Here is a 22,368-nt window from a genome sequence, read left to right as displayed (position 1 = left end):
ATTATGTACCAGCTCTGTGTAGCGAGTCTGATGAGCGTGCCGAATCACATCGACGCTTTTATAGAATCTGCCAACTGTTTCCTTATGGTCGAATCCTTGAAAGAAGTCGCTTTATTTGTCGGTCAAGACAATTAATTTGGCTGGTGCAACTGATTCGCCAAGCTATGAATAAGCAATTATTACCTTTTGAAAGCGAAAATGGCAATTATGAAGGTGAAGCTACTCAGGTCTTAGTTCTTCTATCTAATTACTATGCAGACAAAAAACTATTTGATGAAAATACAGATGAATATGGAAATATCTTGATTTTAAAGGATTCATCCATCATTTCTAAATTATCGGCTATCCCAGATTTATTAAAAAGGGGATCTAGTAGGTAACAATAATATCGAATATATCAAAGTACGCAATATTAGGATTTCTTCAGAGGTTGAGTTAGAGTCAGATGTTGATGGGGATAAGTCGGGTAATCTGCCAGTAGATATAAAAATACTAGAAAACAGGCTTGAAAAAGGCTCGTAAAGCTAGCCAGTTCTCAAAACGTTAATCAACACGATTATATCAACGTTTACAGACATTCAAGAATTATTTCTTGGATGTCTTTTTTTGTTCAAAAAACTAAAGTTCACCCCAAAATTCACCCCAAGTTCACACTATTACTTTTTGAGACTTCTAAAGGCTATTTCTCCTGCTGTTTGATTTACTGTTTCAGTAGTATTGACATAAGTCTTCGTTATTTGGATGTCACTATGAGTAAGTGCTTCTGAAATAGCATTTAATGATGTTCCAGCCTGTCTTGCCAGAGTTGCTCCGGTGTGTCTTAATTTGTGAGGAGATGCTGGAGGAAGTTCCGGATGTCTTCTTCGAATAGAATTCATTCGATGATTAAGATAATCAATATGAAGTGGAACGTTAATACCGTTTGTTCTATTATTGTATGTGAAAACGAATTGCTTTTCATTCTGTCTGATTCCAAACAGCTTTAGTTGCTTTTTTTGTTCTATTTTCCAATCGGTCAGGATATTCATTAGTTCTTTAGGTGCTTTAAATAGAGTTTTTTTATTTCCTTTGGTTGATTTAACATTCCCGAATTTGTCTAATGCTTGTTCAATGAGAATTTCATTTTTTTCAAAATTGATATGTTTCCATTGGAGAGCGTAGGTTTCTGATTTTCTATCTGATAAAAAGAATGTCGTATAGAACAAAGCATAATCTTTTAATTCCATTCGATCATTTTTTAGATCGTCATCAAATGCTTGTAGCCATTGTTTAAGTTCTTCCTCATTTAATGCTAGGTCTTCAAACTTTTTACTTTCTTTGAGGGCTAATTTTTTATTAGCTTTAATTCTACTGATTGTCTTTTTTACCTTATTGACTTGAATATATTCAAGCTCTTCTGCCCAGTCCAAGACAGAATTGACGTACCCTCTAATGGATTTAAAATTGGCATAAGAATTCGATAGTGGAGTAAGAAGTGACAAAACTAGTTGTTTATTTTCATTGAGATGATCAATAGAATAATTACCTAGGACTGGAAGAATTTGCAAACGGAAGAGATTTTCTGTCTGACAGACAGTTACTGCTGTAGGTGGTTTAATAGTAGCAGTGGCTTGCCCTGCTTTATAGGGTTCAAGCCAAATATCTTTGTAAAAATCTTTGAATAGGATGTCTCCTTTTCTTTGAGATAAAGTAGATGACCTTCCTAAACGTGCATTTTCAATGTCAACCGCTAACTTTATTTCTGCTTCCTTTGCTTCTCTGCGAGTTTTGAATCTTTTTTCAAATCGTTTTCCAATCCCCAGCTTTCCTTGGACGTCGTCGGGTATATATACCCTAAGCCTATAGGATCCATTTTTTGTTTTTGAAATGCCCATTTTTGCCTCCTTATGCGCTTATCTCTAATCGAGTCATCCACTGATTGATACTTTCTTTGTTAAAACGAATTGATTTTCCAATTCTAATATAAGGGAGTCCCATAGCAATCCAGATATCTAAAGTATTATTAGATACACCCAGATAATTACAAGTTTGCTTTTTATTAAGAAAAGGACTGTCTGCCCCGATATCTTCTTTAAAGTGATGGATTTCATTTTTCAAGAGAGTTGCAATCATTTGTTGAATTTCTTGAGTTTGTTCATCAGGTAATTGTACTAACATATTTTCTCCTTTCTAATGTCCCAAGACATATGTAAATTGTTTAGCTGATTCTGCATCGAATGTTCGATAGCTGACTATTCCGAGTCCCTTAAAATTCGATTCGGAAATAAGTATAGAACCATCAGATTTAACTTGCTCTACAAACGCTACATGCCCGTATACTGGATCTGCTCCAGCTTGACTTGATGAGAATGATAGTGCAGAGTGTTCTGTAGGTGTTTTAGTGGTTGAATACCCAGATTTTTCCATCCATTGATTACCGTTCCCCATGTAGGGATCGAATGTAATTCCAAGTTGTTTTGCCCTATTATAAACAAACCAGGTACACTGGCCCCAGGGATAGCTACTAGCTATGTAATTAGTCGTATCAATGGTTTGTGTGATGCTATATCCTGATGGAATTTCACTTGAGCTGACTCTGGTTCCAGTATCATTTGTTTCCTTCGGAGCTGTTGGAGTTCCTCCATGTTCATCTATATACTGGTCGAGTTTTTGCATGGTTTCTGCTCTCCGTTTTCCGGAACCGCTAGTGTCTGTAAAATATACTCCACCATCTATAGAACTATTAAGAGTTCCATTCGCATACTTGAGAGCTTTATCGTCCTGTATTTTAAAGGTTTCGTTTTTGTTTCCAATAATTGTTTGCTTAGTTAAACTAACAACTGCTATATCATCATTAAAGTTCTTCGCGTTGTCTGGATTGGAGTCAAATGCACCAAAGCCAAACATATTAGCGCCAGGATTTCGTGCTACACCAGCCGTTCCTAGTGAACTTTCATTTAATGCGATTGCTACAATTCCACGAACATCTAAGTTAGACTTAGCTTCCCATTCTAAAAGTTTTCTCCCGTTAATACGGTTTCGGTCAAAGGAGATTCCTAATGTATCTAAAAAGCCGTCTAATTGTTCAGCCTTGATACCATAACGATGAACAAGGAGATTATGTGTATATGGATCTCCATCTGACCAGTGTTCAGCATATTTGAAATCTTTTGATGTTGTGGAAGAACTATTTGCACTTCCTCCAATTACTCCCATGAAGATTATAATTACAAAGACTGGAATTATTAATGGAATGAGGAAGGACAATAGATACCATTTTAGTTTTTTCATAGAATCTCCTTTCTAATTTTAGTGTTTAATATAAGCAGTAAATAAGACAGTTCCAAATCTCCATTTAGCATCCAAAACGACAGCATGAGATATAACTTGGTCAATAATTTGTTCTTGCTCTTCCTCTAAAACAGGAAATAAAAGAAGGAAATCGACAGATCGTTTTCCTTCTCTATAAGCTTGGTAAAGTGCTTCTTCAAGAATTTTTGGGAAGGCAGTTCTTGAGTGTATTTTAATGTTCATTTAATTCTCCTCTCAGTTGATTTAGTCGTTGAGTCAGTCTATTTCGTCGTTCGATATTTGCTTTCAATTTGTTATCTCGTGTCATTGTTTTACGATAAGCACGAGTGAAAGCATTTGAACCTTGTGCTTTATACATTGACTGAGTATCTTTATATTTTTCTAATTGTTGTTCAATATTATTGATCCTATGCTGCTTGAAAGGTGAAATTCTTTCTTCCTTCAGAGTTTGAAATTCATCATTGGATGTCGGAGTAGCTGTTTGTTGGTTAGTGGAATGAACCGCTGGTTTTTGAGTGTTTTTATGAATGATTTCTATTTGAGGATCAGTTATTTCAGAAGGGTTTGGAGAAATTGGATTTTCAGTTGGTTTAGACTGCGAATTCTCTATAGGTGAAGTTGTGTCTTTTTGTGTAAAATAGGAGCCGATATTTTGGAAGTGGCTCTTGCTATTCATCACCATACCACTAGCAAATCCAGCACCTGCTAGAGTAAAGTTTCCAAGATGTTGAGCTGTCTTCAAGCTTTGAGTTGGAATTTGAGATGTAATTTCTTTTGTTTTTATGACGCCACTCTCAATCTTATTACCAATATCAGATGTTACTAATCTAGCTTTAGAACCAAGGATAAATTGAATTAATTCAGCTTTGTACTTCCAGATCAGGAAGTAGATGACACCTTTAGCAACTACCGAAACTAATAACTTAAAGACTAGACCGAGTAGAACTAAGGATGGCAGATTCTTCAAAATAGTATCAAAACTAGTGATAATCATATTTTCTACAATTTTTTCAATGTAGAAAATTAACAAGATTAATAAACTAGAGATTATTGGAAAGGCTAAACCTCCCAACATAACTTTAAGAACCCCAAAAATTAATTCTTGCATTCGAGGAATAAAAGAAATAAGAAGAACGATTGGGAATATGAGAATCATTGTTAACACTATAATTTGTGCGATTATATTTAATAATTGAATAACAATGATTGGTAGTGCTAAGACAAATGCTTCTAATACCTTAAAGATGACATAGAATGTGCGTATAAAGATAAAATCTGGCATTGCAGAAACCCAACGATTCTTTTCACCATCCTCATTAGCACCATTCCCTAGTTCGTCCAAATATTGAGAACGTTCTTTTGTTTTTACCGCAGTGAAATGTCCTTTACTATCACTAGTTCCAAGGACCTTGCTATCATCGAAATCTTCTTCTTTTCCATTTTGACTGTTTTTGTATTTGCCGTTCTCTTGGCCAGTATTTACAAAAAGATAGGCTTTATATGAAGTTTCAGCTATATAGCTATCGGACATAGACTCACCAACTTTTACAGATTTGTCTTTTGCATAGTCCACCTTAATACTTACAATTTTTTGTTTGACATCTTTCGAGACATTGTTGATGGTATCAAGAAGATAAAGTCCGCCGGAAGTTCTAGCAATTGTACCAAAGTAACCAAATCCTAGTAGAATGACTAGACAAACATGAAGAAGAGTTTTAGCAAATGAGCCTTTAGAAAAGAAATACTGGTAGAAGAGATAAAAACCGAGTACCAAAAGAAGTAATGCAACTAATGATTGGTCAGTAACATTCCCTTTTGTTGAACCAGTAAATCCATTCCATAGACTTTTTGCGCCGTTAAAAACATAAGTTTTATATGCGCTGTAAAGATCAATACTTTCAAGGATTCGGATGAACAAAGAGAAAAAGCCAACAACAGCATTGAGGATGAAAAAGAAGAGATTGACAAAAAGTTCATTGATGAGAACCCAAGCTCCATTAAAAGAAGCATAGCCTGTTGGTTCCATGTAGGATTTAAGAGAGAAAATATCCACTCCCTTGAGCTTGTCAAAAGCCTCTTGCATAGATTTACCTCCTAACTAGCATATTTATTTTCGAGGCTTGAAGATACAGTGGCTTTCATTGGTTTCAAAAGCATATCGATATCTTCAAATAGATTGTGAATTGAAATCATATTAAGATTGCCGTAGACATCATAATAAAGACATTGACCAGAAATCATATTATCAATCCACTCTAGATTGTTTTCAGTAACTTCTAGATTTACATGTTTTAGAATATCCTCTCGCTCTGATTTTTCATAGAATGCAAAGATTGTACCGAAACCAGTTGTATCATCATCGTTTTCTGCATCATGAACAGATTGTGTAATCAGTGCTAAAGTATTATTTTTAGAGCGTCCAATACGGCGCATGTTTTTAATTACAGCTTTTCCTTCTGCGGATTTCATTAGAATCCAAGCTTCATCGAAGAACTCAATTGTATCTTCATTTTCATTGCGTTCTCCAAAATGAGTACAGAAAGCACCAAGCGCAAACATGAGAGCTATGGAGTTACGCTCGTGGTCGGAGATTTTTGTGGAGTCGTCTTTAGGGAGTTTGAGATTGTTGACTTCTAAAATAGTCACTCGTGACTCATAGTCAAGGCCTTGGGTTGTTCCGTCAGAAAAAGCTAATTCTAAAATAGAATTTGTTACTATTGACGTTAGGTATCTTCCTACCGAAGCAATTTCAGAAGAAGAGGAGTTTCTTAGAGATTCTAAAACATGTTTGAATCCTACTTTTTCACCTGCTGCTCTACGTTCTACGATTGCATTGATTGCTTCTGTGATTGCTGTCTTCTGATCCATTGAGACATCATCAACAGCTTGTAAAAGAAACTCGAGCATATTTTTAGAAACTTCTACGGATTGTTCTTTCTCAAGAACTATAATTGGATCTAACACTCCATGATTAGATGGGAGAGAGCTGTCTAGAGTCACAAAATTGAAGTTTTCTATCTGTTTCTTACGTTCCGGGTATAGTTCGGAAAAATGAGGAGAATTAATTACTTCATGGTAATGATTTCTAAGTTCACGTTTTGGATCGATATAGAGTGTTTTGACATTTTGTAGAGCAACACTCAAAAAGATAATCTGAGCCAGGAAAGATTTCCCTTGTCCTGTTGCCCCTGTAATGATGATGTGTGGGTTTTTAGTGATCTTACCAGCGATATCTTCTTTATTTCCGACAGTGGCATTATAGAGGACGATATTCTTTGAAGAATCGATAGCCTTTTCGATATTATCCCAGCGTCCAATCCAGTTATCTACACGACCAATATACCAGCCAATACGATTTCCTGAGGAAGTACTTGTAAAGGGCATAAGTTCAGAGAAACCTCTACATGTGACCATGTGTGTCCATGTCCGAGTTTTTTTCTGGAGAGATTCTCCATAAAGTAGTGCTTGAAAGAGATAAGGCGCATCCTGTGAAGCTTCGCTAATTTCAACACCCATATCATCGAAGTAATTTAGAATAACTTGTCTTCTTTGACGAAGTTGATTTACACTTGAGGCTGATACAACAAGGTAAGCTCCGTATTCAATGATTTCTTCCTTATTTCCCACTTTTTTCATGAGATCCTTTAGGGAGATGGAACCCATAATAATTTCGTCTTGTTGAACAGTATCAGTGTTTTCTGCCTCTTCCATGATGTTTCTAAAGCGAGTGTTAGAGCGGCCCATTTTCCCTTTTATTTTGTTGGAATCAATGAATTCTGCCTTTATTCGAAGTTCTACAGGGAAGTTCAATCGTTGGACAAACTCCCCTAGATGAAAACCATTGAATTGCACAGGATATTTTCCAATTGGAAGGATAGTAACAAAGGACGAACCATAAGGACTTTCGAGTTTGAGGAATCCACCTTTAAGAACTTTGATTAGAGTGTCTGTAATATTGAATTGAGAACGGTTAGCAAGAACCTCTTTCTTATAGTGCGGGATATAGCGAAGGTATTGCATGCGTTGATAATAAAAGAGTTCTTCATCAGTAAGACGATTAGCACGAAGAGTAGATAAAGCTTGAAAGACAGTTTCTTCATCGCTTTTATAATCGTCATACCAATTCAGATCTGTTTTGAATTCATATCCAAATCCATTAGCAATTTTCTCAGAGAATTCAGTGAAGCCCTCAAGAGCTAGTTCTTTTAGGGTTGCACCATTGTTTTGTTTACGTAACTTGATTCCTACAACCCAATCGTACTGATAGGGAATTTCCATCTCATCAGTTAGTCTATCAACGGTATAGAGAAGAAGTTCTTCTCCAAGTTTCCGACTATCATTCGCTAGAGCTTCAGAAAAGTCTCGCAATTTCTCTTCTAAGAGGTAATCTTTTGGGATTAGTGAAATCTCAAAGTGCTTATTTTTCTTTAGTTTCTTCATGATTTGAGAAACTGTTATCTTGTGTTTCTCTTTTTTATATTCATCCGTAATGGTGATGGGTGTGTTAGGAATGCGATAGTAAGCAACAACTGATTGATCTTTTTTGAGTGCTAAATTTTTGTTGGTTGCTTTAATTGGGTAAGTTAAGATAATACTCATAAATCCTCCTTTTCTATAAATTTGTTTTTTCAAAAACTATTTCGTCTATTGGGTTTATTCGATCTTCGTGGTAGATTGCGTTTTTGTTTAATTTAAAATCAAAAAGATAAATGATATAGTCTCCAATGAAGACATGCATTTTCTTACCGTGAGGTTCATATTCGGTATAAAATTTAGCTAATTTATAAGGAATATACCAATAGAGTAGTAGTGAAATAGAGTGTGTGAATTGTGCGATTGGAATCAAAATAAATCCTCCAAAAAGCAACATCATCACAAAAATGAAGATGAAGACAATAAAAAAAGATAACTGCATTGGTGTTGCGAAATACCAAATTCGTGTACCTTGCTTCGTTTTTATCTCTTGAATCCAATAAGGGGCGTTGAGCCCCTTGCTGTAGTCATATAGTTTTTCTTCATTCATGATTAAAGACCTGTTTCAATTCCGAAAAGTCTAAGGAACCAACCAAAAGCTTTCAAGATATCTTGTCCTTTGGTAAGTGAGACGATGACGGCATAAAATCCTAGTACGGAAAGGAGTTGAATCCAAGAACTATTGCGCCAGGCTTTAATGGCTAATAGAACAGCAATAGCTCCTAAGATCCAAACGGCATCACCTTGAAGAAATGTTCGTAGATTTCCAGTATTCATATGTTTCTCCTATTCTTTATCGTTTGCATAATTTAATGGAATGGTGTGTTCTAATTTTGTGACATAGTACGTCTGTTCTTTTTCTGAGAGGGTAAAAGTAAAGTTTTCTGAGTGAATACTTCCTCCAACTTCAAAAGTAGCTTGCACATAAGCAATGAGGGAGTCTCCTTCATTTTTAAGATAAATATAGTCGATAGTTTTAAATTTTGTATTAGACACAACAGTGATATCTGGTGCAATTAAATTTAAATTATCTTGATTGCTAGTATAATTTGTAAAGAAAATCGTAAGAAATTTCTCTACTTTCTTATGTTCTGAGTCAGAGAATTGATCTGTCGCAGATAATTTTAGTTTTTCTTCTTCGTTAAACTGTCCAGCTTGATAAGATGTTAAAGCAGAGAACCAGGGTAGTCCGGATATAAAGAATTTTCCATTTTTTCTTCCAAAAGGTATGTTGAAACCTATCTGGTATTCTTTGGGATTCTCATTATTGATCTTTTCTTTGTATTTAATCTTATATCTGGCAATATTATCCTCTACAGTCAGTAATTGAGATGAGACAAGTTCACTTGGATTTCGAATTTGACCTTGTGATTTGATATCAGGAACAAAGTTGTAGAAGTTTTCTAATCGTTTAACTTGCTCTTGTTGCTTATCGGTATCTTGGGAGAGAGTAAAATAAGCATAAACATAGTCATTCAGATAGTATTGAAGTTGATAGTTGTATTGATCGGGCTCCATTTTAGTTTGATTTGAAGTGATGTCTATGTTTTTAATACTTTCTTGTAGAGAAGTGACTTGATTTGAAAGAGTAATAGCTCGGAAAGAACCCATTAGACCAATAAAAAGGAGGAAAAAAATTCCTCCGATCATAGCTATGTTTACAGTCTTTTTATTTACAATTTTTAATTTTGGTGGTTTTCCTTTCTTCTCTTTCTTTTCAAAATTTGAGAGATAATCTCTAATTTTTAGTAGGTAGTTCTTTGATTTATTCATAGACACTCCTTTTAAATATTAGCTAATTCAATAAATTTTGAACCTTTTGCATAAAGCCGTTTATTGGCTTTTTCAATCTCCCCGTTGATGAAGTAGTATCCTCGCAATTCATTTTGTAGCTGCTCTACTAGATCTTGTTTTAGTTCTTTAACTTCTTCTTTTTTGAGGAGAGCATTTAACTCACCAGCTTTTGTCCAAGCCTGATTGTGGTCCTTTTTCTTGAGCAATTCCCCAAATTCATAGGAAAGTTGACAGACTTTCTTTTTAAATTGTGTTTTTGTAGCCATAATTATTTCCTTTCTAAATATTTCTTGATTGACTTTAATTGTTTTTTGAATATAGGTTATGAGAGAAGGACGCATGTTTAAGTTGAAATTGATTAACTCACCATCTATTGTGAATAGTGCATGGTCGTATGTATAAAATCCTTTTGAGTTAGGAGATTCTTCTCTAGATTTTGCAGCACATTCATAGTAAAACTCTTTTCCTTTTCGTAAAAGGATGTAGAATGTCCAAAATTCTTGATCAGGTAATAGAAAAAAATCTTCTCTATATATTTTCTTTAACATTAGTTTTCCAATAGGTCTTCGTAACCTAATGCTTGGTAGATAAAGTCAGAGTCAAACCAAAGCCAGTCATTAATTTGTACTTCGGTTGGGATGTCTCCGCAGAAAACTTCTTCACATATAGTGGTTAAGTCATCTATTCCTCCTCGCTCTCGAACGGTGTTTAATGTATTTAGGGCACCAGACCATGCTTTAAAGCCTTCAAGTGAGCTTAATTCTACTTTATATTCCATGGATAATTCCTTTCTATGTTTCGTATTGTTTATTTGCTTTAATAAGATTTAGCATAGCATTCCCTCGGTCTGTGATTTCTCCGCTGTTTTGAATCATTTTCATGTATTCCGTCTGCATGATTTTATCCGCTTCATTCACGAGCGCTAAGGAGTTCGATACCTGATGGGTTAGCCAGCGAATAGTACGCTCAAAACTGTAAGGTTGTGGACTTGTTGATAGTTTTAAAGGTTCAACACCTCCAAAAAGTGTTTGCCATTTTTCGTCTGGTTTATAAGCTCCGAATTGATTAGTGCCATTATATACTTGAATTTCTTTATTAACGACACCACGGGCAATTTCTCCAAGATCCACACCATTGACATATTCCTCAATTGTACCTTGTGCTTTTTGGTCGGAAAAGCGAATTTCATAACGATTCCAGATACCAAAAATCTCCAAGGATTCTTCCAAGGAGATGTTTTCCTGTTGAGCAAGTTCGTAGCGTTTTTCATAGAAGTTGAAGTAGAGTTGACTTTGACGGGATCCAAAATAAATAGATAGCCCGTGATTTGCTTCCATGTCTTCGTTATTTGTAAAAGAACCTCCACCAGTCACATTCCATTTTTTAAGTGACTTTAGGATGATTTCTTTTGCGTATAAGCGTTCTATTAATTCAGGGAGATGTATTTGTTCATCCTCTCTACCGAACCCCTTGTAGAGTTCGTCTAGAGCGATATCTAGTCGTTTAATCCGGCAATCCTCATAAGTATAAAGAAGATTTTGAAAGAATGTCTGCCAGGTTACTCCTTTATGTTCTAAAAGAACTTCCATCTCACGGCAACCTTGACCAGATAATTGAAGGCAAGCTTGAAAATCCTTTGTTTCGGTTTTATCAAAGAAATCAAAGATCCAAATATTTCCTCGTTGCCAGAGATGAGTGTAATTCATGAGCCGTGTTTCTTGTTCTGTGAATTCAGTGAGATGGCAATAGAGAAAGTTTTTGCAAAAGCTTTCTAGATCTCGTAGGGATGGGAATGAAATTCTTACATAGTCAATTCTAGCACGCAGTCTATTTTCTTCATAATCTTTATGAAATCCCAATTTCTCTTTAAGATTTCGGAACTTTTCGATAGTTAAACCTCGTTCTCCGGATTCATATGAACGGTAGGTTCTAGTTGGAAGATCAATAGCTTCTGCAAATTGTTTTTGACTCATCCCAGTTTCTTGACGAAATTTTTTAAGATTGAATGGGCTGATTTTATCCATTCATGAGTATACCTCCTTTTTTAGAGTGACACACTTTTTTGACGAAAGTTACACACTTCTTGAAATCTGTAAACTCAACTCCCATAAGGAATGAAGAGGGGTGGATATGGCATTTTTGCCAAATGTAACCCCCCTGTTAGAAAACGGGGGTTGAAGTTTCATCATGGCCTAGAAACTTCGGGCTACGGTCTGCGCCTGACCTGCGGTCAGGCTTGCCCTTGCCCTTGTCCTAGCCCATGATGAACAATCGTCGCTTCAACTGCTTTTGGATAAGACCTGCGTCCTCCCTCTTCAAATTGAGCGAGGATTTCAAGAAGAAGTTTTTCTTGAAAAGGATCCACTAGAATAGCGGATACAGTCCGTTCAAAGATGATCCCTTGTTCTGTTAAAAGATAGATAATCTTGCGTAAGGTTGGCATTTTAAGATTTTGTTCGTCTGCAAATTCCTTGAGTGGTCGTTTGTTTGGTTCGTTTTCTATAGTCTCCTCTTCCTCTATAGGATCAATTGTTTCAACCGGTGGTTTATATTCTTCAAATACTGAGAATTCTTCTCCTTCAAACTCCATGATCGGAATGTTAGAGTAGGCATCATAGAAGGAAAAACCTTGATCAAGCGGTACATAAGGAGAGAAAAATTCCCCAGCCAGCTCACCGTTGTTTGCGATATAGCCCCGTCCTTTGACTTTGACACCATTAATTTCATCTAGCTTTTTGAACTCTTTGGTTTTATTGGCATCTCCAAACATCATGTCATATCCTGTTGATTCTAAATGACCGACGGAGAGACGCTTCATAAAGTTATCCCGAAGAGCCGTTTTGATAAATTCTCCATCGGGCCGTTGCATAGCAAAGATGATAAAGACTCCAGCTTGACGACCTTCTAGAACTAACTGGGAGAGGTATTCCATGAGTTCTGACTGTTGGCTATAGTCACGATCAATCTTTGCCATGAGGGCTGCCCACTCGTCTACCAGGATGAATTTTGGTTTCATGTCATAGTGAGTAAAGTTCTTTCCAGCTTGGAATCTTGGCGAAGTGGACATCCGCTCATAGCGTTTTTCCATGAACTCTACATTCTCTTTAAAACAGTTGATGATATCTTCCTTACTAGTATAAACACGGCCATGAAAGACTGGAATTTTCTTTAATCCAGCTAAATCTGAATTCTTTGGATCGCAGATATCAACAAAGCCAATTTTAGCTAGAGCGTAGATAATGGTCATGAGAACAACGGTTTTTCCTCCACCAGTTCCACCACCTATAAGAAGATGAGGCTCTTCGATATAATCCCAAGATACATCTTTCATGAGCTGGAGTTTTGATCCCTTGACTTTTACTTCATCAATGGTGATTCTGCTATCAATCCGGTTAATAGCAATTTCATACTTGATAAAGCGGTTATCAAAGGTTTTATTACGAAAATCCCCGTTAAACATGACTTCAAGCGTGGCCCCAAGGTTTAAAAAGCGATCTTGAAATTTATTACCTTCTAAGATGAGACTCACTTTAATCTTGTAGCGAGACTGCTTGATATACACTTGAGGCAAGGTAATTTTTTCAATGATCTTGTTTTCACGCTTAACCTTTTTAACTAGATAGAGGTTATTCTCAAGCAAAAAGCGTGAAAGGATTCGAAGACTATTGAGCTTCTGAAAAAAGAGTATCTTCCTGTAGCAAACCCGATTAATAAACCAAGAGAGAAGCAAAGAAAAGAGAAGCCCAGCTCCTAGAAAATATCCTTGGGGTAAAGGATGGACTTTTAATTCTTCTATATGTATGTAGCTGTAGTAACTAATAGCCAACAAAAAAGGAAACCACCAGATAAACCATGTGATTCCCTTTAGTTTACGATGAAAAACTCGAACTCTTTTTCCACGATAGGTAAAGAGTTTCATCCTGCATCACCTCCTAGTTTTCTTTCTTATTTTCTACCGGTTTGTTTTCTTTAGACGGTGCGCCTCCAGCTTTTTTCTTGATTTTAGAAGCAAAGAGCTTATAGATATCATTACGATTGACGTGGGTATGCGTGATAACAATATCTTCTAGTTCAATTTCTTCTCGGTATTTAATACCCAGGTCTTCAATTTCAGACTCAGACATATCTGCGATAGTGAAAAAGAGAGTTTCATGCTGGACAGAAGAGTGAATCCCTACGACAATCCCACGGATCTCACCCGTATTGACTTGTACAAATGATCCATCAGGATTCCGTTGTGAGCGATCCACTTCAAAGATGATATCAGGACCTTCAATACCTCGAAAAGTCAGTTTTCCAAGGACAGCTGGGACATCTAGCCCGTCTGTAATGACACGATAAGTCTTGTCAGCAATTTGTAGTTTTTCTCCGTAGTTTAATCCAATTTTAGCCATGTGATTTTCTCCTTTTTATTTCTTATTTTTTAAGTACCAATTTTTCCGCAAAGACATTGAGATAAGGTGCAACAGTGATGCCATTTAAAGCAGTATCTGGGAAAAAGATTGGGTTAACCGCTTCTACTAGAGCATCTTCTGGGAAGACAGTGGTAGAAGCAGGTGTGATAACATGGAAGGAACCATGTATTTCACTGTTTAAAATATGCCGTTGGTATTTGCCTTCTTTTCCAAAAATAAATTTAGGAGCATTTCCCAAACGTTCATAGTAAGCAGGGCCAATAAATTCTGGTTTCATTTTCAATGTTTCTGAGATCATAAGATTTTCCTTTCTGAGTGTAAAATAAAAAGAGTTAAGCTAGTTGCTTCACTCTTGAGTAATAGTGATTAAAAATTTTGCGTTTATACATGCGACTATAGAGATCAATATCCCCATAAGCAAATCCTGTTTCTTTTGCCTTAGAGACTAACTGATCGATATCTACCAGAGCTTGGCTATATAGTTTAGCTAGTAGATTTTCTGAACTATCAAACATCTCATAAGTAAAGAGATAGTTTTCGTAGAGTCGCTTACATTGTAGTGCGAAAAAAGTTTGTCATATCATTCCCCTTTATTATAATAGTAAAAAAGCTACTAAGTGAAAAAAGGAAAGAACTTAGTAGCTTGAGAGTAGGTCTATCTAATTAGATAGACAGCAGTAAAGAAAAGTTATTTGGTTGGAAAGATCCCTCTTTCCACGGTGGCAACGTTTAGCAAGGTGCTTTGCGTCAATTACCATCGCTTTCCCAGCCAATCTCTTTAGGTAGTCATCATCATACCCTTAAGATTCTCTTACGCCCTTTGGCGAAGCCAGTTCACTTTACTATTCGGAAAAGTGCGAAAGTCCGAAATGCGTGGAAGCCCACAAAAATGTTTTATATCTCCACTTCAACCATAAAACGGACTTGACTTTTCTTATCAAAACATTTACAATAAAGGTACGAAGTTTATGTGTTGTTCTGATGATCAGTCCTCTGGTTGTCAGACGCACTTTTTATTTAATTGTCAATGATCAAAACCTTCTAAAATAAGGTTATTATTTTTAGAAGGAATATACTCTCTCGAATATATTTATATTATATACTCATCTGAGTATATTGTCAAGAGGTTATTGAAAAATATTTTAAAATTTATTGAGGAATTAGCAATGGGATTTCCAGAACGATTAAAAGAACTCCGATTAAAAAAAGGATTAACACAAAAGGAAATTGCGGAAAAATTTGGGATCAAACAACCTAATTATCAGCAATGGGAAAGTGGAAAAAGAAAGCCATCGTCTAAAACTTTAGAGAAATTTGCGAATTTCTTTGGAGTTACGATGGACTACCTTGCAGGGAATGATGAGGAACTAGATAATGTTGAGTTACTTTTCCGTATGAACTCAAAAGGTTTAACTAATGAAGAAAAAGAAATATTTAAAAAAGAGTTGATTGAATTTATGGAAGAACGGAAGAAAGCCTTTAAAAAGGGTGGTTTACTTTAAGAGAACTTTTGACAGGTTGTGGGGTTGAAGATATGATAAATTTTTTTAAAAAATATCCTTTTAGACGTAAGATATGGAAGAGGAATTTTCCGCTATCTGATAAAGACTATAGTTCTCTAGATGATGGTATTTATTATGCTTTTGATCATTGGAACGATTATGGCTATAGAACATTATATGCATTGACGGCAAAAATTGAAGGTGAAATATACGATTTTGGTAGTCTTAAATTATCATTTATTCCTTATAGGCATAATGAGGAAATTGACCTACAATCGATTCTTGATAAAGAGGAAAAATATAATCTGATTTCATTTGGAGATAAAGAGTATTACGAGTTTTTAAATAAGTTTCTAACCTCAGCTGAAAAAGATGAGTATTTCAAAAAAATGGGTGATATTGCCTACGACTTAGATAGGCTAGATGAGGCAATTGAGAATGATTCGATTTATTATCCTGTTGAAGACTATTATTTATTGAAGAATTCTTTTTTACGCAGTGTTACTTTAAGCGAAATCAGAAATCAGTTTCATAGATTAAGTATGGGTGGGAACTACGTTGATGAATATCAAATTAGTATTATTGATAAAAATGGAAACAATGTTTTAGAGTTTAGAAAGGATCCACATTCAATAGAGTATTTTCCGGATACTCTATATGCAATTGTAGGAAATAATGGAGCAGGAAAAACATATTTCATAAAAAACTTGATTGATCTTTATATTGAGAAAAATAGTGATTTATTTAAAAATAGTACTTCCAATATTAATCAATTCGAGTCAATTGTATTAATTTCATATAGTCCTTTTGATACAGGAATCATAAAAAAAGATAGAGAAAATTATAAATTTATTGGTATTGATTTCAATCAGACAACTAATTTAGAAGATTATATTACTGAAGAAATAAAAACTCTTTTTAAGGAGGCGGCGACTCCCAAAAATAAGAATAGAACTAAAAAAATTATAGACAAATTTTCATTTGATCCTTTGTTTATGCGGATTCTTCCGTTAGTCGAAGAAAGAGAATTATCGGAAGATATAATTAATGAACTAAGTTCTGGTCAAAAAATAGTTTTACTTAGTCTATTGAATTTGATTATCAAGGTCTTTGAAAAAACACTTGTAATTATTGATGAGCCTGAGTTATTCTTACATCCACCACTTTTAAAAGCATATATTAGAGGAGTAGAAGAAATTGTTGAGGAAGGAAATGGTGTTTGTTTATTAGCAACTCACTCTGCAATCGTACTTCAGGAAGTACCTAATACAAATATTAGGAAGTTAAAATATGATTTTGAAAGCCATATGGGTAGTATAGTGAAACTATCAAGTAAAACTTATGGAGAGAGTATTAGCTTCATTAATGATACTATTTTTGGTACTGACTTAAGAAATACAGGGTTCTACAAAGTATTACAAGATAAAATAGGCGAAGAACAAATTTCAGATAGTTTTGAAGCAGTTTTGGGTAGTGAAGCAAGAATTATATTACAGCTATCGAGGGAATTAAAAACAAATGAAGAAGATTGACGAACCGGATTTTAAAGTTTCTGATGTATGTGATACTGTAATCACTGATGCTCCAAATAAAGAAGATAAGCACATCAAGGATGTTTTCACACAAGTAGATCCGGCAGGGTGGAAAGCACAACTAGAGCATTATGAGATAAATTATCTTGACAATAGAAATCAATTGTATACTATGGAAGAGATGGACGATGCATATGGAATAACAATTGAGCAAATGAAGGGTATTTTCACATACTGCATGACGGGTAGTCGTACTTATAAGGATAGACTATATTCTCTGGCTCCAGATAGATGTCCTATTTGTGATAAACGGTGGGGATTTAATGATAAAAATTTAGATCATGTTCTACCAAAGTCTAAATTTCCTCAATTTGCTATAACTCCCCATAATCTTGTTACAACTTGCGATACTTGTAATAAGCGAAAACATGATGGATATGGCAAGGATGAATCGACAGGTGTTTTTAATGCGTATTTTCATGAAGTTTCTTTAGCAAAGTATATAAAATGTTATATATATGCCTCTAGGGGGGATATAGTAGTAAATGTTCATTTAATATCTTTTGATGAATCTGAAATACAAGATGAGAATCAATATCAAAGATTAAAGTATTGGTTTGAAAAATTATATGACCTAGACCAGGTTTATAATATTAATGTTAGAAATAATATTTTAAAGTTAGTTGATGAATTTGCCAGGAGTGATATACCAGAAGGTTTAATTTCAGAAGAATTCCTACGTAAGGAATTTCAAACGAATTATGATGAATATAATAAATTTGATTTTTCAGATGGTTTGATATCAGATGAATTTTTGATTTTTATAATGTATGATTCTCTAGCAAATAAATCTCCAAATGAATTAATAGCCTTAATTAAGGAAAATATTCTTGCTAGAAAATCAGAGATAGCTTTGGCTAAGTGTGAGGATATATTTTAGAATTTTCAGTAGACAATCGTCTACTTTTTTTATATAATCAAGTCAACCAATTTGGTTTAGTTTTGTGATTCATACATAAAGGAGGTGTCATTCTTTGGATGAATTGTATACAAGAATAAGTAAGTCTACAAAAAATTTGTTATACCAGTACATGAAGGATAACGACATTTCATTACTAAATTATAATTTCAATTACTTCTTTCGACATTGTATTCAAGAATATCAGATTCAAGTAATTAGTCATCACTTCTCAAATCACAAGATTGAAGGATTAACCATTATTGATGAATTAGGTATTAGTTTTTCTTACGAAAAAGATAATCCAATTGTAAAGCAAAATTTTACGCTGTGTCATGAGCTAGGACATTTTATCCTAGAGCATGAAGGTAATTATTTTGCAGAATCTATTGATAATCAGGAGAACCTACTAGAGCGAGAAGCGAATATTTTCTCTGCTGTAGTATTAATGCCTGACATTGTTTTGTTGTCAAAGATTTATTATAGTTGCGACACCTTTCAAAAGATTCAAAATAGTCTGGATGTTTCAAAACAGGCATTGTTTTATCGCCTTTTAGATCTTCTTAGAGAATATTATCCTGGAAAAGAAAGTACCATTAAGCAGGCTATCGATGCTTATATTGATGGACAAAATGCCACACTACTCCTTTTGTTTCACGGTGTCAAAGATCAGATTATAAAGGAATTCAACAAATATCAGACTTCTCTAATCAATAAGATTGAGCAATCAGTAATCAAAAAAGGCTTCGTAACTAGCCAAGAGTATCCCGAACTTCTGAATCAAGAGAATTGGAAAACAATAAAGACTAGCTGTGACAATGTAAAAATATGGCTCATTTATGACAAAGGAAAATCTATAGCTTATGTTTGGGATAAAAATAAGCTAACGGACAAAGAGGCAAAACAAAAAGCTGAATTGAAATTACTATTAATGTGAGGGAAACGATGTACCAACCAGAAAAACTAAGGGCTCGTAGAAAAGAGCTAAAAATGACTCAAAAAGATATTGCAGATCAATTAGGTATTACCTACCAAGCCTATTCTGCATGGGAACGCGGAATAAAACAACCATCTAGAGAAAAAATAAAGCTTTTGGAGCAGATTCTAAATGTTCCAAAAGGTTATTTTACAGAGGTCGAAATCGTCCGACTATATAATACTTTATCGGATGAAGGTAAGAATAATGCACTTAGTTATGTCAGAGGCCTAGTTCAAAAAGAAAAATGTAAGAACATTGTTTCAATGTCAGAAAAACTATACGAATACCATGTTTACGAACAAATGTCTGCTGGTATCGGTTCATCGGTGTATAACGATCAAAACTATGATACTGTCTATTTTGATGAAGAACTAGCCCACGATTTCGCCTCATGGATTTCTGGTGACTCAATGGAACCCAAATATCAAAATGGTTCTGTGGCTCTCATTCGTGAAACAGGGTTTGATTATGATGGTGCAGTATATGCAGTAGTCTGTAATAATCAGACATACATTAAAAGAGTTTACCAGGAAGAACAGGGTTTACGGTTAGTTTCTATCAATCCAAAATATCGAGATATTTTTCTTTCGTATGATGAAGATCCTAGAATTGTAGGGATTATTGTAGGGAATTTCTTACCTGTTGAACAGTGATATTGTTAATGTAAAATAATAATAGTGTACTATTTTTTTGTTTATGGAGATTGAAAATGAAAAAAGAAAATAATGAAATAAAAAAGGCATATGATGAATTACTGAAAACTAAAAATAAATGTGGAAAATACAGTAAAACATTGTTTCACATCCATACCCCAGTATCCCATGATTACAGGTTATTTAAAGTTTGGAACGATTTATCAGAGAAAGAATGGAATAAACTATCTGTAGAAGATTATCTTTTAGAAGTAAAAAATAATAAGCTTTTTCCAGAGGACTTTTTTAAAACAAAAGATGGTGATAGTATTATTTATAATAACTATCAAAAAAATGGTTTTGAAAATGAAAAAGAGCAAATATCATTTTTGGTAGTTGCTCAGAGTTTATATCGAGAAAATATTTCAACAATAGTGGTTTCTGATCATAATACAATTTCAGGAATTAAGAAAATGGAAAAAGCTATAAAAATTGTATCTGAATTGAATATCAATAAAGGTAAGGAGTATATTGAAGTAATAAATGGGGTGGAAATTTCATGTGCTGATAGAATACATGTTCTTGTAGCTTTTCCAAATGAGAAAAGTGAAATTATCAAAAAATGGCTAGAAGAAAACCTTATGGGTATTAAAGAGGGTTCATATAAAGCTAGTTTAGATGTTATTGATACTTTTAATAAGGAAGAATTTATCACTTATATTGCTCATATAAATAGTTCGGATATATTTAAAGATGGAAAACTCTTTACTAATGCTTATAAGAAAAAATTATTTTCGAAAGAATATTTGAAGTATATTGGAGTTTCAAATAAAGACAGTATTTCAAATGTAAGAAATTACATTTCCAAAATAAATAAAGGCGTGAATCCATTTTTTATTCTGGATAATGATTCACATTATATTGAAAATCATTCTATTAATCCCATGTGGATAAAATTCAGTAAGAGAAGTTATAAACAATTGAAAGAATCTTTATCAGAGTATGATGTTACAGTAAAATTAGACAAACCAAATAAAAAAATAAAAAAAGTTATACGAGGTATATATATACCTACGAATAAAGAGGCTTTTTTATCAAGTAATAAGAAATTTAAAATTTTGTTTTCCGACTCATTAAATAGCATTATAGGAGGAAGAGGGACCGGGAAAAGTACTATTTTAGAATTAATTCAATTTGTTCTTTCACAAAAAGCTGACTCAAAACAGAAGTTGGAATTTTTATCTAAACATTCAAAAGTCTATTTATGGTATGAAATGCTTGAAAAACAATACATAATTGAGTTGAATCTTCCTAAACAAAAGGAGAATGAAGACATCTATGATTTATATCAAGTTAGAACAAGAAGTACTGATAAATATTGGTTTCATGAAAATAGAATAAAATCAAAGATAATAGAAAATCATTTATTAATTTATGAAATTCTAGATGATGAAAGAATTATTAAAGTACCAAAAAGAAAGAAAGAATCATTACTTAATGAAATGTTTGATAGTAGATATTCTGTTAACGAATTAGTTAATTCTGCGAGTAGTGGCAAAATAGATGATTTTCTACGTGGTACACTTTTCAAGGATAGAAAGAACAAAAAATATATCTTCTCCGAAAAAATTGATAAAATAGAAAAGATAATTCCAGCAATTGAATCTGCTGATGAGAAATTAAGTAAACAATCTAATTTTATAAATTCAATTATTGATAAGTTTAATAACCAACAAACGGGGAATTTACAAATTGTTTATAAGCAGGAACTTAATTATCTTTTACCGGACCGCTTTGAAACATGGTTTTTCCCACCAGGAAAAAATTTAAAAAGGCCTTTCAAAGGGTACATGCTGTCCTGTGAAGATATTATTGACTACTTATCATTTGTTTTTGACAAGATAGGATTTACAAATTTTGTAAAAATGATGAATGATAGGGAAATTCTTTATGAGAATCAACTAATTCAAATTGCAAATCAGAGGATCTCTAATTCAATTTATTCCGACATGTCCTTAATAGAGGTAAAAAAATCAAATGTACATGATATTTTTGATGAAATTTTCAGTATTTGGTACAAACTAGATCTATTTAGAATAGAAGACTATTTAAAGGATACATATAATAATTGTGAAAAGCTCTCTTTAGAATTCAATATAAACTCGAAAGTTACAGATAAAAATAAGAAAGCAATTTTTAAAGATGTTACCAACTTAAGTTTAGGCCAAAAAGTGGTTGCAATGCTTGATTTTATTCTTGCATATTCTGAATTAACTGATGATAATCGTCCATTGCTAATTGATCAACCAGAGGACAACTTAGATTCCAGATACATTTTTAATAATTTGGTCAAAATATTACGAGATGTAAAATCAAATCGTCAAATTATTATTGCTACACATAATGCTACAATTGTGACAAATGCATTGTCAGATTTAGTTATATTAATGAAATCTAATGGTGAACATGGATGGATTGAAAACTCCGGATATCCAAGTGAAGATAAAATAAAAAAATATATTGTTGATTATCTTGAAGGTGGAATAGAATCTTTTAAACATAAAGTTAAAATATATAAAAGTATTATTTAATTAAAATAGTTGAACCATAGTTTTTTGATTTAAAGAAATTCTTTCTACAATAGTTGTTAATAAGAAGAATTATTTTCCTTTAAATTGTAGTAATAAAAAGGGATATTTGCTATCCATTTCACCAATTTTATTGATATTTAAGCATGCTAAAGTAAGGCCAACGTTATCTCTATTATATGACTTTACACAAAGAAAAGTCCA

General features: G+C 33.8%; 22 protein-coding genes and 2 pseudogenes. 8 read left to right on the top strand and 16 right to left on the bottom strand.

Going from position 1 to position 22,368, the window contains the following annotated elements; translation table 11 throughout:
• Positions 1-41: 41 nt before the first annotated feature.
• Both QM810_RS04680 and QM810_RS04675 read left to right on the top strand, forming a co-directional pair.
• A pseudogene (locus QM810_RS04680) lies at positions 42-185 on the top strand (IS982 family transposase); the annotation flags it as partial.
• Positions 186-188: 3 nt separating this feature from the next.
• A pseudogene (locus tag QM810_RS04675) lies at positions 189-522 on the top strand (diacylglycerol kinase family lipid kinase); the annotation flags it as partial.
• A gap of 134 nt (positions 523-656) precedes the next feature.
• Here QM810_RS04675 and QM810_RS04670 read toward each other — a convergent pair.
• The 16 genes from QM810_RS04670 to QM810_RS04595 all read right to left on the bottom strand — a co-directional run bounded on the left by QM810_RS04670 (position 657) and on the right by QM810_RS04595 (position 14,488).
• A complete protein-coding gene (locus tag QM810_RS04670) occupies positions 657-1,874 on the bottom strand; it encodes a tyrosine-type recombinase/integrase (protein WP_000512968.1) in 1,218 nt (405 codons plus the stop codon).
• Between the two features lie 10 nt (positions 1,875-1,884).
• Positions 1,885-2,157 (bottom strand): helix-turn-helix domain-containing protein, encoded by a 273-nt coding sequence (locus tag QM810_RS04665; RefSeq protein ID WP_000960973.1) that lies wholly within the window; start codon positions 2,155-2,157, stop codon positions 1,885-1,887.
• Positions 2,158-2,169: 12 nt separating this feature from the next.
• Positions 2,170-3,270, bottom strand: a complete 1,101-nt coding sequence (locus QM810_RS04660) for a CHAP domain-containing protein (RefSeq protein WP_000734465.1) — start codon at positions 3,268-3,270, stop codon at positions 2,170-2,172.
• Positions 3,271-3,288: 18 nt separating this feature from the next.
• Positions 3,289-3,513 (bottom strand): hypothetical protein, encoded by a 225-nt coding sequence (locus tag QM810_RS04655; protein ID WP_001022027.1) that lies wholly within the window; start codon positions 3,511-3,513, stop codon positions 3,289-3,291.
• Positions 3,503-5,374: a conjugal transfer protein gene (locus QM810_RS04650; protein WP_414254016.1), complete on the bottom strand. Its 1,872-nt coding sequence runs from the start codon at positions 5,372-5,374 to the stop codon at positions 3,503-3,505. The genes QM810_RS04655 and QM810_RS04650 overlap by 11 nt, the downstream gene beginning before the upstream one ends.
• Positions 5,375-5,385: 11 nt before the next feature.
• Positions 5,386-7,890, bottom strand: a complete 2,505-nt coding sequence (locus QM810_RS04645; protein ID WP_414254015.1) for an ATP-binding protein — start codon at positions 7,888-7,890, stop codon at positions 5,386-5,388.
• Positions 7,891-7,903: 13 nt separating this feature from the next.
• Positions 7,904-8,314, bottom strand: coding sequence for a conjugal transfer protein (locus QM810_RS04640; protein ID WP_414254014.1), 411 nt, complete (start codon positions 8,312-8,314; stop codon positions 7,904-7,906).
• Between the two features lie 2 nt (positions 8,315-8,316).
• Positions 8,317-8,541, bottom strand: coding sequence for a TcpD family membrane protein (locus QM810_RS04635; RefSeq protein ID WP_001091687.1), 225 nt, complete (start codon positions 8,539-8,541; stop codon positions 8,317-8,319).
• Positions 8,542-8,550: 9 nt separating this feature from the next.
• On the bottom strand, positions 8,551-9,537 hold the full coding sequence (locus QM810_RS04630) for a conjugal transfer protein (protein ID WP_414254013.1): 987 nt from the start codon (positions 9,535-9,537) through the stop codon (positions 8,551-8,553).
• Positions 9,538-9,548: 11 nt separating this feature from the next.
• Positions 9,549-10,106, bottom strand: coding sequence for a conjugal transfer protein (locus tag QM810_RS04625; protein ID WP_414254012.1), 558 nt, complete (start codon positions 10,104-10,106; stop codon positions 9,549-9,551).
• Complete coding sequence (locus QM810_RS04620; protein WP_414254011.1) at positions 10,106-10,336, bottom strand: hypothetical protein; 231 nt, start codon at positions 10,334-10,336, stop codon at positions 10,106-10,108. The genes QM810_RS04625 and QM810_RS04620 overlap by 1 nt, the downstream gene beginning before the upstream one ends.
• A gap of 13 nt (positions 10,337-10,349) precedes the next feature.
• Positions 10,350-11,582: a replication initiation factor domain-containing protein gene (locus QM810_RS04615; protein ID WP_414254010.1), complete on the bottom strand. Its 1,233-nt coding sequence runs from the start codon at positions 11,580-11,582 to the stop codon at positions 10,350-10,352.
• 206 nt (positions 11,583-11,788) lie between these two features.
• On the bottom strand, positions 11,789-13,477 hold the full coding sequence (locus tag QM810_RS04610; protein WP_261035777.1) for an FtsK/SpoIIIE domain-containing protein: 1,689 nt from the start codon (positions 13,475-13,477) through the stop codon (positions 11,789-11,791).
• Between the two features lie 13 nt (positions 13,478-13,490).
• Positions 13,491-13,952, bottom strand: a complete 462-nt coding sequence (locus tag QM810_RS04605; RefSeq protein WP_261035778.1) for a conjugal transfer protein — start codon at positions 13,950-13,952, stop codon at positions 13,491-13,493.
• Positions 13,953-13,974: 22 nt separating this feature from the next.
• The gene (locus QM810_RS04600) at positions 13,975-14,271 is read right to left on the bottom strand and encodes a cytoplasmic protein (protein ID WP_070888887.1); all 297 of its coding nucleotides are present in this window, start codon (positions 14,269-14,271) and stop codon (positions 13,975-13,977) included.
• 34 nt (positions 14,272-14,305) lie between these two features.
• Positions 14,306-14,488 carry a hypothetical protein gene (locus QM810_RS04595; RefSeq protein ID WP_070888888.1) on the bottom strand — a complete coding sequence of 61 codons (183 nt, stop codon included), beginning with the start codon at positions 14,486-14,488 and terminating at the stop codon, positions 14,306-14,308.
• Positions 14,489-15,139: 651 nt separating this feature from the next.
• On the opposite strand from QM810_RS04595, the gene QM810_RS04590 reads away from it, so the two are divergent.
• The 6 genes from QM810_RS04590 (at position 15,140) to QM810_RS04565 (ending at position 22,167) form a co-directional block, all read left to right on the top strand.
• Complete coding sequence (locus tag QM810_RS04590) at positions 15,140-15,475, top strand: helix-turn-helix domain-containing protein (RefSeq protein WP_070888889.1); 336 nt, start codon at positions 15,140-15,142, stop codon at positions 15,473-15,475.
• An 8-nt stretch (positions 15,476-15,483) separates the two neighbouring features.
• A complete protein-coding gene (locus QM810_RS04585; protein ID WP_414254009.1) occupies positions 15,484-17,007 on the top strand; it encodes an AAA family ATPase in 1,524 nt (507 codons plus the stop codon).
• Complete coding sequence (locus QM810_RS04580) at positions 16,994-17,947, top strand: HNH endonuclease (RefSeq protein WP_261035780.1); 954 nt, start codon at positions 16,994-16,996, stop codon at positions 17,945-17,947. Before QM810_RS04585 ends, QM810_RS04580 begins: the two co-directional genes overlap by 14 nt.
• 94 nt (positions 17,948-18,041) lie before the next feature.
• A complete protein-coding gene (locus QM810_RS04575) occupies positions 18,042-18,902 on the top strand; it encodes an ImmA/IrrE family metallo-endopeptidase (protein WP_070888892.1) in 861 nt (286 codons plus the stop codon).
• An 8-nt stretch (positions 18,903-18,910) separates the two neighbouring features.
• Positions 18,911-19,597 carry a helix-turn-helix transcriptional regulator gene (locus tag QM810_RS04570; protein WP_070888893.1) on the top strand — a complete coding sequence of 229 codons (687 nt, stop codon included), beginning with the start codon at positions 18,911-18,913 and terminating at the stop codon, positions 19,595-19,597.
• Positions 19,598-19,653: 56 nt separating this feature from the next.
• Positions 19,654-22,167: a Spaf_1101 family AAA-like ATPase gene (locus QM810_RS04565; RefSeq protein ID WP_261035782.1), complete on the top strand. Its 2,514-nt coding sequence runs from the start codon at positions 19,654-19,656 to the stop codon at positions 22,165-22,167.
• The last annotated feature ends 201 nt before the right edge of the window (positions 22,168-22,368 follow it).

It is taken from the genome of Streptococcus infantis, from assembly GCF_047464155.1.
Lineage (GTDB): Bacteria > Bacillota > Bacilli > Lactobacillales > Streptococcaceae > Streptococcus > Streptococcus infantis_U.
The sequence above is the reverse complement of the archived record's forward strand: the minus strand, read 5'-3'. Positions and strand labels throughout refer to the sequence as shown.